The 13,715-nt window shown below is 58.4% G+C and carries 8 protein-coding genes; all 8 read left to right on the top strand.

Annotation, left to right across the window (positions count from 1 at the left end):
* The first annotated feature begins 278 nt into the window (after window positions 1-278).
* Entirely contained in the window at window positions 279-3,155 is a 2,877-nt protein-coding gene (locus AC6ROY_RS17500) for a hypothetical protein (RefSeq protein WP_500101864.1), read from the top strand.
* Window positions 3,152-4,810 (top strand): hypothetical protein, encoded by a 1,659-nt coding sequence (locus tag AC6ROY_RS17495; protein WP_500101863.1) that lies wholly within the window; start codon window positions 3,152-3,154, stop codon window positions 4,808-4,810. The genes AC6ROY_RS17500 and AC6ROY_RS17495 overlap by 4 nt, the downstream gene beginning before the upstream one ends.
* A 280-nt stretch (window positions 4,811-5,090) precedes the next feature.
* Window positions 5,091-5,840 (top strand): nucleoside hydrolase, encoded by a 750-nt coding sequence (locus tag AC6ROY_RS17490; protein WP_500101862.1) that lies wholly within the window; start codon window positions 5,091-5,093, stop codon window positions 5,838-5,840.
* Between the two features lie 152 nt (window positions 5,841-5,992).
* Window positions 5,993-8,374 carry a helix-turn-helix transcriptional regulator gene (locus tag AC6ROY_RS17485; RefSeq protein WP_500101861.1) on the top strand — a complete coding sequence of 794 codons (2,382 nt, stop codon included), beginning with the start codon at window positions 5,993-5,995 and terminating at the stop codon, window positions 8,372-8,374.
* 165 nt (window positions 8,375-8,539) lie between these two features.
* Window positions 8,540-10,309, top strand: coding sequence for an extracellular solute-binding protein (locus AC6ROY_RS17480; protein WP_500101860.1), 1,770 nt, complete (start codon window positions 8,540-8,542; stop codon window positions 10,307-10,309).
* A 148-nt stretch (window positions 10,310-10,457) separates the two neighbouring features.
* The gene (locus tag AC6ROY_RS17475) at window positions 10,458-11,315 is read left to right on the top strand and encodes an ABC transporter permease (RefSeq protein WP_500101935.1); all 858 of its coding nucleotides are present in this window, start codon (window positions 10,458-10,460) and stop codon (window positions 11,313-11,315) included.
* A 156-nt stretch (window positions 11,316-11,471) separates the two neighbouring features.
* Window positions 11,472-12,305: a carbohydrate ABC transporter permease gene (locus tag AC6ROY_RS17470; protein ID WP_500101934.1), complete on the top strand. Its 834-nt coding sequence runs from the start codon at window positions 11,472-11,474 to the stop codon at window positions 12,303-12,305.
* Between the two features lie 200 nt (window positions 12,306-12,505).
* Window positions 12,506-13,675: a cation:proton antiporter gene (locus AC6ROY_RS17465; protein WP_500101859.1), complete on the top strand. Its 1,170-nt coding sequence runs from the start codon at window positions 12,506-12,508 to the stop codon at window positions 13,673-13,675.
* The last annotated feature ends 40 nt before the right edge of the window (window positions 13,676-13,715 follow it).

Genomic DNA, 13,715 nt, shown 5'->3' with positions numbered 1-13,715 from the left:
GATGCTCCAGGTGCGACTGACCCTAAATATGGACATGTGGACGGCAGAAGAGAGGGAAGGGGAATGTCCACCTTTTAGAAGACACCTGTCTCTTGGAGGTGGACGTTTTGTTTCGAACAGCACTGGCTGCAGTGTGCTCAGGCCGCAGAAGGGTATGGGGTCGCAGGCCAAGGAAGGCCGTGCTCCCAGACGCCCAGTCTTCCTGACACCGGCGCGCCCGCGCAAGCAACGGCAAGCGCAGCCGAATAAATCAAGCTATACCGGGGAGGAATACACCGATGACTACGATTAGGATGGCGGTGCAGCCTGATGCTGCGCCGCGAATCGTCTTTGGAGCCGCGTTGTTGAAGCAGGCGCTGGAGGAGCAGGGCTATCAGGTGGAGACGGCCGGTCCGTGGTCTGCTTTCGATTACCGCCGCGAGCCGGGGATCAAGCTGTTCGTCGGCAACCGGAAGGAGGCGGAGCTGCTGCGCACGCTGGAGGGGCAGGAGGTACTCAATTACCATACGGCGGAACCGGCGGAGGAAGGCTTTTATTTGGCTGCGCTGCCGGGAGGCTTGACGGTTGTGGCGGGGGGCGGCGACACGGGGGCGCTGTACGGCTGCCAGGAGCTGGCTGCTCTTGTGCGCGAGGAGAAGCGGCTGCCGGACCGGCTCGCCTTCGGCGATTCGCCGGCATTCGTGCTGCGCGGCCCGGCGCTTGGCTTGCAGAAAACGAAGGTCGAGCCGCCCCGCCGCACCTATGAATATCCGGTGACTCCGGAGCGGTTCCCGTGGTTTTACGATAAGGCGCTTTGGCTGGATTTCCTGGATATGCTGCTGGAGCAGCGCTGCAACGTCATTTATATATGGACGGGGCATCCGTTCTCCTCCTTTGTAAAGCTGGACGATTATCCGGAGGCGCTTGAGGTAACGGAGGAGGAATACCGGCTGAATGTGGACACGTTCCGCTGGCTGGCCGAGGAAGGCGATAAACGCGGCATCTGGATCGTGTTGAATTTCTACAACATTCACCTTCCGCTGCCGTTCGCTGAAAAGCACGGACTGGAGCTGCATCAGCCGAAGCCGCTGCCGCTGACCCGCGATTATTACAAGCAATCCGTCGCTGCCTTCGTCCGCTCCTTTCCGAATGTCGGCCTGATGATTTGTCTCGGTGAGGCTTTGCAGGGGCAGCTGTACGGGGGGGAGTGGCTGACCGAAACGCTGCTGGAAGGCGTGAACGCCGGCTTACAGGATGCACAGGTGAAGGAGAAGCCGCCGATTATTATCCGTTCGCATGCGATAAACGCCGAGCGAGTGATGGAAGCGGCCCTGCCGCTGTATCCGAACCTGTATACGGAGGCCAAATATAACGGCGAGTCGCTGACGACCTTTACGCCGCGCGGGCGCTGGCAGGGCATTCACCGTCACCTTAGCTCGCTGGATACCGTGCATATGATCAACGTGCATATTTTAGCGAATCTGGAGCCGTTCCGCTGGGGCTCGACGTCCTTTATTCACAAATGCATGCAGGCGGCCAAATACCGGCTCGGCGCCAATGCACTCCATCTGTACCCGTTGTTTTACTGGGACTGGCCGTATGCGCCTGATCGGACGACTCCAAGCCTGCGGCAGTTCGACCGCGACTGGATCTGGTTCGCCGCCTGGTTCCGCTATGCGTGGAATCCGGATCGCGATCCGCGCCAGGAGCGCGGCTATTGGAGCGGACTGCTGGCGGACCGGTACGGAAGTCCGGAAGCGGGCGAAGCGATTCTGGCGGCGTATGAAGAAGCCGGGGAATGCGCGCCCAAGCTGCTCCGCCGCTTCGGCATTACCGAGGGCAACCGCCAGACGATGAGCCTGGGGATGACTCTTAGCCAGCTGACGAATCCGGAGCGGTACATGCCGTGGAAGGAGCTGTGGGAATGCCAGGCGCCGAACGGCGAGCGGCTGGAGGAGTACGTGCTGCGCGAGCTGAGCGGCGAGTCGCACATCGGGGAGACGCCCGCGGATATTGTGGCGGAGGTGGAGCGTGACGCGGACAAGGCGGTCGCGGCGATTAGCCGCGCGCGGGCGGGCGTTTGCCGCAACGCGGACGAGTTCGAGCGCATCGCGAGCGACGTCGAGGCGATCCGGCTGATGACGTTTGCTTATACGCATAAGGTGCGGGCGGCGATCGACATCTTGACCTACAAGCATACGGCGGCAGGCCGTTATACGGAGCAGGTCGGGCTGCTGGAGCAGGCGGTCGCTCACGCCGGGGAAGGGCTGCGCAGCTACCGCGAGCTTGCGGCATTGACGGACCGCACGTACAAGTACGCCAACAGCATGCAGACGCCGCAGCGCAAGGTTCCATTTCCCGACGGGGATGCATACAGCCATTGGCGTGCGTGCTTGCCCTTGTATGAGCAGGAGCTGGACCATTTGTCCGCGCATGTGCGGCGGCTGCAGACAGGTCAGCTTCCGGCGGCTCTTCGTCGGGTGGAGGGACGCATCGGCGCTTACCGCCCCGCTCCGTTTACGCTGCTGTCACCCAATGCCGAAATATACAAAATCGCCAAACAGCAGTATATTTTCAACGATGGCGACGTATTTATCCAAAGCTTCGCCGAGGAACTGGACGGGCTGACCGGTATCCGGTTCAGTCAGGTGGAGGCTTCGCGCAGTGGAATAAATATCGAGCTGGAGCTGACCGAGCCGTCGCGTATTTTGGTCGGGTACTTTAATTCCGCGGATTCCCAGTGGCTGCAGGCGCCGAATCTGGAAGAAAATACGCATGCAGACGAGCGCGGCGGCTTGATACCTGTGCTGAAAAACGGCGTCAAGGTATACTTTTATCCAAGTCTGAATGTACACGCTTACACCTATGAGCCGGGCACGCATACGCTGGTGCTCGGCAAGGGCGCCTACCTGATTCTCGGCGTCATTGCAGCCGACCAGCCGTTGACGCAGCGGATTGTCGAGCATGACGGGGCGGGAGCGGACACGATGGATTGGCTGTATGAGCCGGAGCCGGAAGCTGGCGAGGCATTGGCGTCGAGGGAAGCGGCGTCAGGGCAGGAGGCTGGCGAGGCGTCGGCGTCGAAGGAAGCTTTGGCGGGGCAGGAAGCAGGCGAATCAGTCCGCTTGGAGAACGCGGCATCAAGGGCGGCCCGTCCGGGAGGTGACGCTTTATGAGTGACAATCTACGAAAGCCGAGGCTGGGTCTGCAAGGTCCGGTGCTCGCTTGGCAGGACCCGTGGGCCGGGGATGCCTCAGACCGGGTGATGCGCACGGGAACCGGCATGATCACGCCTTCCCAGGACCCGACGCCGGAGCGTGCGGCGTATGTGGCTGTTTTGCAGGAGCTGGGTACGGAGTTTTATGTGCATCATCTGTTTCCCGGTCTGGAGGGACAGGCGGAGCTGCTGCATGATCTTCAACAGGCGGGCATGTATGTATGCCTGGGCAACGAGTACGGCAATATCAACGGTCCTTGGGTCGAGGGGACGAACCGTTATGATGTGCCGGATGCGGCGATTGTGGAAGCGGCCCGCACCGGAAGGCTGCTTGGGCTGCTGTATGACGAACCGGAGCATTTGCAGATCAATGCGGCGCAGTACCGGAAGGACGGCTGGTTTCCGCACTGGGCCGACACGCAGGGGCTGAGCCTGGCTGACGCCGAGGCGCGTGTCACCGGGGCTGTGGCCGAGCGGGTGAACCATGTGCGCCGTTTGCTTGACGCCAACGGTATGGACGGGGCGGCTGTTCCGCTGATCTCGGAGCATGTGTTTCCCGTGATGTTCCATCTGTCGGCGCGTGCGGGTATGGCCGTCTGTCCGAAAATTATGAAGGAGTCGTTCCAGTCCTTGCAGCTCGCGACGGCGCTTGGGGCGGCGAAGCAGTACGGGCGGCCGATGTGGATATGCGCAGACCTGTGGGGACCGGATACGGGCAGCTGGTTTACCCGCACTTCCGGGTTTCCCGGCCATTCCCCGGACGAATATGAATCGGCGCTGCAGATGGGGTACTGGATGGGGCCGACGCATTTGTTTACGGAAAATGTAGATGTGCTGCTGTCCTATGACGGAAGCCGGTTCCGGAAAACGGAATTCGGCGACCGCTGGGAGCAATTTGTAAAAGACTTTGTGCCGCGCCATCCGCTGCACTGGACCCATGCTGACGCGGAGGCGGATATTGCGCTTATTCATGCGGATGACAGCAATTACGGGCAGCATGCCCGTTTGTACGGGAACACGGACAGCGGCGCGCCGGAGTCGACAGGCAGCCTGTTCCAGGCCTGGCATTTGCTCAGTCACGGCACCATTCCGGCACATGGAAGCTGTCTGCACATCCCAGGCTACGATTTTCCAAGGCATGAGCTGAAACGAAAGGTGCCGTTCGAGCGCTTTCCGCTGCAGGCGGGTACGTCCGGCATAGAGCTGCAGTCTCCGCCGCCTGTACATCCGTTGTTCCATCCGGTGCGCAATGTGTTGGCGTATGATGAAACGGTGCGCGCCGCACAGCTTGGCAATCCCAGGCTGATTGTGGTTGCGGGCTCGCGGCTGTCGGCGGCGACACTGCAGCTCGTCCGTGACAAGGCGGAGCAGGGGACAGCCGTTGTGATCGGCAGCTGGCTTGTTCCGGCGAATTGGCGGGAAGCCCGGACGTTCGGGCAAGGCTTCTGGCTGCCGACCGATGATTTTAGAGATGACCGGGTACGTGAGGCGGTTCAGCCGTACATCGGCAGCCCGGATTGCTGGGTGCAGCGGTTCGGCGATACCGAAGTGAGCATGTACAGGCGGGATGCAGCCGGATTTACGCTGGATATTGAGGTTGTAAGGCGCAGCTGACTGACAGCCGGATTCTTGAAATGGCAAGGCTAAGCTGCAGCAGAGCGGGTCTGTAACGAAGGCAAGCTTAAGTCGTTCAACAGATGAAAGGAATGAGCCGAATGCTGGAATTTTTACCTTATGACGTACCGGAAAGCAAGAAAATCAGGCTGATTATAAATACCGATGCGAAAAATGAAGCGGATGATCAGTTCGCAATCGTGCATGCGCTGCTGACGCCGCGTTTCGTCCAAAGGGCATTATTGCCGCGCACTTCGGCACGGCACGCACGACAGCCTCGATGCAGGAAAGCTACGAGGAATGCGAGAAGCTGCTGTCGCTGATGGAGCTGACCGGCCAAATTCCGCTGTACCGCGGAGCGGAAGCGGCCATGCCCGATGAGCGGACGCCCGCCCCGTCCGAAGGGGCGGAGCTTATTGTACGCGAGGCGATGAAGGATGACCCGCTGCCGCTGTACGTCATTTTCCTCGGCACGATTACCGATCTGGCCAGCGCGTATTTGGCTGAGCCGGCGATCGCCTCCAGGCTGACGGCGGTTTGGATCGGCGGAGGCCAGTGGCCGCACGGCGAGCGTGAATTTAACCTGAGCAATGATATTGATGCGGCGAATGTCGTCATGCGTTCGGAAATTCCGCTGTGGGTCGTGCCGCGCGATGTGTACTCCACGATTCGGGTCAGCCTGGCGGAGCTGGCGCTCAAGGTGCGCCCTTGCGGTGAGCTGGGCCGCTATTTGTTTCAGCAAATGGCCGATTTCAATATGGCGCTGGCCGACAATCCCCGGTTCCCGAAGGGGGAGATGTGGTCGCTGGGCGACTCCCCGGCGGTCAGCCTGCTGCTGGATGCCCATGAATACGGGTATGAGCTGAAGCCTGCTCCGCGGATTGGCCGCGATATGCGGTATATTCACGAGCCGACGGAGCGGATGATTCGCTGGTACAGTCATGTGGATGCCCGATTTACGCTGGAGGATATGTACGCGAAGCTGGCGTTGTATGACGCGTTTAGACGGATGGAGGAAGGACGGCGCTGATTTGCGGCCGCCAGTACACCTATTTCGAAGCAAACGTAGCGGAACTACGAGCGTTTTGCCGCATTTTGCCTCCGACATTGGAGAGGAAAATACAGGGATAACGCTTGCGGTTCCGTTATTTGTTGATCCGCCGGAGTGGAAGGAGGGAGCGTATGGTTGTTCAACGGCTTTGGAACAAGCGCCACAGCGTGATGCTGACGTGGCTGCTGTCTTATTTGGCCGTCTTGCTGATGCCGATTGTCATCAGTATGTTTGTATACAAGCAGTCGAATCAGGCGCTGACGGCGGAAATCGAGCGGGCGAACGATTCGCTGCTTCAGCAGGCCCGCGATGTGCTGGATCATGAATTCAGCTCGGTGTTTCGCATGGATAAAGAAATCGCCTGGAGCATTCAGCTGCAGGATTTGCTCTATTCCCAGAAAGCGCCCAATGAGCGGAAATTCAGCGCCTACCAGGTCGTGCAGGAGCTGAAACGGTACCAGACGTCGTCCGGCTTCGACCATCCGTTTTACGTCTACAGCAGCCGGGACGATCTGGTGCTGCAGCCGGGCGCGGCGATGGACAGCAGGCTTGCCTACGAAACGGGCAGGCTGGGTCTGGACATCTCCTATGACAGCTGGCGGGAGCTGCTGCGCCGCAAGCATCCCCAAGGATTTGTACCCTTGACGGGCGGCGGCGGGAGGCCGGTGCTGGCGTACATTCGCTCGCTGCCGGAGGCGGCGGATGGACAGCCGTCCGGCAGCCTGCTTGTGCTGCTTGACGTGCAGCAGCTGCTCAAGACGACGTCGTACCTGGAGTTGTTTAACGGCGGAGACGTGTTTGTGCTGGACGGTCAGTCCACCGTGGTTGCGTCCAATACAGGCGAAACCGGTCAACGGCTGGATGCGGCCGGTCGGCTGATCGGTGATTCCGGACTGATCTATGCCGATTACCGCGGGATCGAGGCGGAATTTATGTACATTCGGTCGCGAACGGCTGAGCTGACGTATATTTCCGTTGTGCCGCGTACGCTGTTCTGGGAGAAAGCGGAGCAGATTCGGACGCTGACGCTGATCAGCGTAGCGCTCAGTCTCGGCGGCGGCGGGCTGCTCGCATTGTTTTTCCTGCATCGCAACTATTTGCCGCTTGGCCGCTTGATTCGCGGACTGGCTTCACGCACCCGGCAGCGGGAGCAGTCCTCGAACAACGAGTTCCGGTACCTGGAGGAAGTCATCTTCGACACGTTAAACGAAAAGGACGATATTCACGTCCAGCTGGATCGTCAAAACCGGCTGCTTCGCTCCAACACGCTGGTCCGGCTGCTCAAGGGCAGGCTGGATGAGCGAATTCCGCTGGCGGAAGCGCTCACGGCCTTCGATATTACATTTCATTCCGATGAATTTGCGGTGCTGCTGCTGTACGTGGAGGAGCCGGAAGCTTTTTTCGCGCGTCTGCCCGCGATGGAGACAGGCGCGAAGGAGCGGCTGCTGCCGTTTATTGTGGCCAACGTCTGCGAGGAGCTGATTGCGTCGCGCCATACGGGCTACGTGACCGAGATCGACGACCGGATGGCGTGTCTGGTCAATTTGCGTCCGGGCAGGCCGGGAGCCGAGGAGGCCGAAGCCGATCACAGCGCTGATGCACGGCTTGAGGAGCTGCTGGCCATCGCGGGCGAAGCGCAGCTGTTTCTGGCCGAGCGCTACCAGATCGGGCTGACGGTTGCCGTCAGCGGCATTCATTCGACGCCGCTTGGCATTGCGGGCGCTTACGGCGAGGCGCTGGACGCGCTGGAATACAAGATGGTGATCGGCCGCCGGGAAATTATCGCGTACCGGGACGTGCAGCCGGGCATGGCCGACGGGATGCGGCACGGCTATTATTATCCGCTGCAGGCGGAGCAGCAGCTGGTCAACTTTATGAAAGCAGGCGACTTCGCCAAAGCCCGGCATGTGCTGGATGAGGTGATGGAGCGCAACTTCAGCCAGCCGGTCGGCTCCGTGCAGCTTGCCAAATGCCTGATGGTGAATTTGATCAGCACGATGATCAAGACGATCAGCGACATCGGTCCGATGGAGGAAACACCGTTTCTGAACGAGCCGAGGCAGCTTGAGCAGCTTATGAAATGCGAAACAGCCGCTGAGCTGCATGCAAAGCTGACGCTGCTGCTCAGCGAGGTTTGCGACTATACGTCCCGGAAGCTGGAGCAAAAGCAATCGCACAGCCGGGATCGCGCGCAGCAGGAATGGATCGCACGGGTGATCCGCTTTGTGGAGGAGCGGCAGGGCGACGCCAATCTGAACATCTCGATGGTTGCCAGCTTTCTGGATATGAATCCGGCTTACGTATCGCGGACGTTCAAGGAATATACCGGGGAAGGGCTGCTGGATTACATTAACAAAGCCCGTATTGCCGAGGCGAAGCGGCTGCTGGCCGAGGAAGGGGACAGTGTCGGGGAGGCGGCCCGCAAGTCGGGGTTTGCCGAGACGGCTACGTTTATCCGGATGTTCAAGAAATATGAAGGCATCACGCCGGGCAAATACAAAGAAACCCGGTGAGGTACGGTTTTGCTTATGACAGCTGCGGTTCAGCGCGGTTCAAGCCATGTTTTGTTCATGGGATCTACGGTTTTGAGCATGTTCTCCGGAGGGCAGCCGTTTCATAATAAAAGGAGCAGGGCCTAGCCAGGCAAGCCATGACATTCAGGCAAAGGTGGGAATGAAATGAGGGAGAACATGACGGACAAAACGAATAAGGGCGGCCAGACAAGCTTAACAAGCATGCCGACACCATTAACAAGCATGCCGAAAACATTACCAAGCATGGGCGCGGGAAACCGCCGTGCACACGATTCGCAGCGCTTGCGCGCAAAACGCGGCTCCGTCCTGTCGACTGCACTGCTGGCGGCGTTAAGCTTGCTGGTCGGCTGCTCCGGCGTTCAGACAGGAACGGCTGACAGCGGCAAGCCGGCCGCCGGAGCTGGTCAGCCCGCTGTGGCGGGGAAGGCCGGATATCCGCTGCCAGGCGGCTCGCTGACGATGTGGGCTCCGTTTACGGCGAATCTGGTCGGGGTGAAAACGAAGTGGGACGAGGTGCCCTTTTTCCAGGAATGGCAGAAGCGAACCGGCGTTACGGTCAAGTTTTCACACCCGGCGGTCAATCAGGAGAAGGAAGCGCTGAACGTGATGCTTGCTTCGGGAGATTTGCCCGATGTGCTGGAATATGACTGGATTAATTTCCCCGGCGGTCCGGAGAAGGCGATTAGCGAAGGGTATATTACCCGCTTGAACGAGCTGATTGACAGCCATGCGCCGAATTTGAAGAAATACCTGAAGGAGCATCCCGAGGTCGATAAAATGGTCAAAACGGACAACGGCAGCTATTACGTATTTCCGTTTATTCGCGGCGACGACTACCTGATGGTGTACCAGGGGCCGATTATCCGCAAGGACTGGCTGGATGAGCTCGGCTTGCAGGTGCCGGAGACGATGGATGAATGGTATACCGTGCTGAAGGCGTTTAAGGAAAAGAAAGGGGCCGAAGCTCCACTCACTTTTGTAAGCGCTCCAACGGCGTTGTCCGCCCTGGATAATGGAGCCTTTACGGGTGCGTTTGGCGCGTTCCGCAAGTTTTTTATCGAGGAGGGCAAGGTGAAATACGGTCCGATGGAGCCGTCGTACAAGGAGTTCCTCGCGACGTTCCGCAAATGGTATGCCGAAGGGCTGATCGATAAAAATTTCGCCACCGTAGACGGAAAAACGCTGGATGCGAGCATGACGACCGGCCGGTCCGGAGCGGCCATCGGCAACTCGGGGGCAGGCATCGGCAAGTGGACGCCGGTGCTGCAGGCGAAGGACCCGAAAGCACAGCTCGTCGCCGCGCCTTATCCGGTGCTGAAGAAGGGCGACAAGCCAAAGTTCGGCCAGAAGGATTTTCCGTTTGGCGCAGGCATGAGCACGGCCATTTCCGGCAACTCCAAAAACAAGGAGCTGGCCGTCAAGCTGCTGGATTACGCGTACGGCGAGGAAGGCTCGCTGCTGTTTAACTTCGGGATCGAGGGCGTCAGCTACAAGCTGGATAGCGGTCAGCCGAAATATACGGAGCTGCTTATGAGCAATCCGGATAAGCTGTCTCCGGCCCAGGCGTTTTCGCTGTATACGCGGTCGAACTATTACGGGTCCTTCGTGCAGGATAAGCGCCATTCGGAGCAATATTTGGCTTTGCAGGCGCAGCGCGACGCGATCAACATCTGGCAGACGGAGGTCAGCCGGTATTACATGCCGCCGGTGACGGCGACGCCGGAGGAAAGCACCCTGCTTGCCTCGATTATGAACGATGTCAAAACCTTAACCGACGAAACGAGCCTCAAGGTGATTTTGGGCGCGGAGCCAGTAGAATCGTTTGATGCGTATGTGCAGAAGCTGAAGTCGCTTAAAATCGACAAAGCCATTGAAATTCAAGAGGCGGCGCTCAGCCGTTACAACAAAAGATAAACCGCTCCGGCTGGCGGGCGGAGGGAGCCTGTCCCTCTCCCGTCCGGCGTAGCCGCAGAAATGGAGGCGCTGCCTGTTGAATACGGCCGAGGTCCGCTTGCGAACGAAGCTGCGGAAGGACTTGCTCCGCAATAAATATTTGTATCTGATGATGCTGCCGGTGCTTGGCTACTACATCTGGTTTCACTATGCTCCGATGTACGGGGCCATTATCGCCTTCAAACACTACTCCCCGATGAAGGGAATTATCGGCAGCGAGTGGGCGGGATTTACCCATTTTGCCTCGCTGTTCGACAGCTACTATTTTATCCGGATTTTGAAAAATACGCTGGCGCTCAGCTTCCTGTCGCTTGCTTTCGAATTCCCGATGCCGATCCTGCTGGCGCTGCTGCTTAATGAGGTGAGAAGCCGCTGGTTCAAGCGATTCGCCCAGTCGGTGACGTATATGCCGTATTTCATCTCGATGGTTGTCATCTGCGGCATGATCAAGGATTTTACCGGCGGAGGCGGCATTGTCAATGCGATGGTGACCAGCCTGATCGGCGGCGACGGCCAGGCGCTGCTGCAGAAGCCGGACTGGTTCCGCCCGATCTACGTATTGTCCGAAATTTGGCAGCGGATCGGATGGGAGTCGATCATTTATTTGGCGGCGCTGGCCGGGATTGATCAGGAGCAATACGAGGCTGCGCGGATTGACGGGGCGACCAGGCTTCGGCAAATTTGGCATGTCACCCTGCCGGGCATTATGGGGGTCATTACCATTATGCTGATTTTGCGGATGGGCAATTTGCTGAACGTCGGGTTCGAGAAAATTATATTGCTTTACAACCCGGTCACGTATGAAACCGCTGATGTCATCTCGACCTTCGTGTACCGCAAGGGACTGCTTGAATCCAATTGGAGCTTCAGCACAGCGGTCGGTATTTTTAACTCGATCATTAATCTCGTCCTGCTGGTGCTGGCGAACCGGATCAGCCGGCGTGTCAGCGGCAACAGCTTATGGTAACCGCCTGGAGAAAGGAGCAGTGAACGTATGAAAGGAACGCATTCGGGGAGCCGGGCGGAGCACGGTCCGGGCGTCGGCCGGATCAGCGCGGTTTCCCGCCGAAGCCGCAGCCGGAGCGTCAGCTGGGGCGAGCGCTTGTTTGACACAGGCGTATATATGATGCTGGCGGTGCTGGTGGTCGTTACGTTATACCCGCTTATTCATGTGGCGGCCGCCTCGGTCAGCGATGCAGATCGGCTGATCAGCCATAGCGGACTGCTGGTGCTGCCGCTGGGCTTCAGCACCTCCGCTTACCGCAGCGTATTTCAGAACCCGTCGATTCTACTCGGCTATATGAATACGCTGTATGTGCTGGTCGCTGGGGTGGCGGTCAATTTGCTGGTGACGGCGCTGGGGGCATTTGTCCTGTCGCGCAAGCAGGTGTACTGGAACAATGTGTTTATGTTTGTGATTGTGTTTACAATGTTTTTCAGCGGCGGATTGATTCCGTTATATTTGGTGGTCAAGGGCGCAGGGCTGATCGACTCGTTATGGGCGCTCATTATTCCGTTTATGGTCAACACGTTTAACCTGATCATTATGCGGACGGCCTTTATGGCGATTCCCGATGCGCTGGAGGAGTCGGCCACGATCGACGGAGCGAATCACTTCGGCATCCTGTGGCGGATCGTGCTGCCGCTTTCCTTGCCGGTTCTTGCGGTGATGACGCTTTATTATGCGGTGGAAAAATGGAATGGCTGGTTTTACGCGTCGATTTTTCTCAAGGACCGGGAGCTGTTTCCGCTGCAGCTGGTGCTGCGGGAAATTTTGATTTCCAACTCGACGGAAAGCATGCTGGCCAACAGCTCGGGCGGCGGCGACTTGCTGCAGGTGGGCGAGACGATCAAATACGCGACGATTATGATCGCAACCGTACCGATTTTGTGCGTCTACCCGTTTTTGCAAAAATATTTCGCCAAGGGCGCGCTGATCGGGGCGATTAAGGGGTAAGAGGCAGCAAGGGTAGCCTTGCATGTTCCGCTTATTTCGGGTAAACTTATGTAGATAAACGCATACGTGTGACCCGGTGGAGCCTGTCAATACAGGTTCACTGCGTCTTTTTCCAGAGAACCTGTATCGAATCGGGTTCTTTTTTGCTGTGGCTGCACGTCATGAAGAGCCGCTCGCGGCTAAGGAAAGGGAGTGTACACATGGTATTTATTCTTAAACTTGTTATCATGATTTTGTCCACCAAATTGGCTGGCGATTTAGCTGTGAAGCTGCGTCAACCGGCTGTCCTCGGCAAGCTGCTTGCCGGGATCGTCGTAGGGCCAGCGGTGCTGAACTGGGTACAGCCGGATGAATTTATTCATGTTTTTGCCGAGATCGGCGTGCTGCTGCTGATGTTTATGGCCGGACTGGAAACGGATCTGGAGCAGCTTCGCAAAAACTGGAAAGCCTCATTTGCCGTCGCAACCGGAGGGGTCATCCTGCCGTTTATAGGCGGGTACAGCCTTTCCTTGACCTTGGGCTTGTCGCAAACCCCCGCGTTATTTTTAGGACTGCTGCTTTGCGCTACATCGGTCAGCATCACTGTGCAGGTGTTGAAGGAAATGAACCAGCTCAATTCCCGCGAAGGCACGACAATTTTAGGGGCGGCCGTTGTCGATGATGTCCTTGTTGTTGTGCTGCTGGCCGTCATGATGAGTATGCTTGGAACCGCAGAGGCTGTTTCGATCCCTGTCATGGCTCTAAAAAAAGTCGTGTTTTTTGCCGTCGTGGCTTTGGCCGGCTGGCTGCTCGTCCCGCCGCTGCTCAAGTTCATGTCCACGCGCAAGATCACGGAAGGACTCATGAGCGGCGCGCTGGCCGCTTGCTTCGGCTTTGCTTATTTCGCTGAGCTGATGGGGGTGGCCGGTATTATCGGCGCCTTCGCGGCGGGCCTTGCCGTTGCCCAAACGTCACACAAGCATAGCGTAGAACGGAAGGTAGAGCCGATCGCTTATACGCTGTTTGTCCCGGTGTTTTTTGTCAGTATCGGACTTCAGGTTTCATTCGCCGGGCTAGGCAGCCAGCTTGGATTTATCGTGCTGCTGACGCTGGTGGCGGTAATGACCAAATGGATCGGCGGCGGGCTGGGCGCCCGGCTGACGGGCTTTACGCTCCGCGAATCGGTGGCGATTGGCTCGGGGATGGTGTCGCGGGGAGAGGTGGCTTTAATTATCGCGGCGTCGGGATTGAGCGCAGGCTTGCTGCCTGCCTCGTATTTTACCGCTGTCGTGCTGGTCGTGATCTTAACGACGCTGGTCACTCCACCGTTGTTGAAGGCAGTATTCCAGGCCAAGCAGACGGCAGCTTCCGAATTACCGCGGGGTTCCTGAATAGGAACCGGCAGCTTGGCCTGAACGAGGATTGGGAGAA

The sequence above is a fragment of the Paenibacillus sp. sg306046 genome, from assembly GCF_059821225.1.
This window is presented reverse-complemented; position numbering and strand designations above follow the sequence as displayed.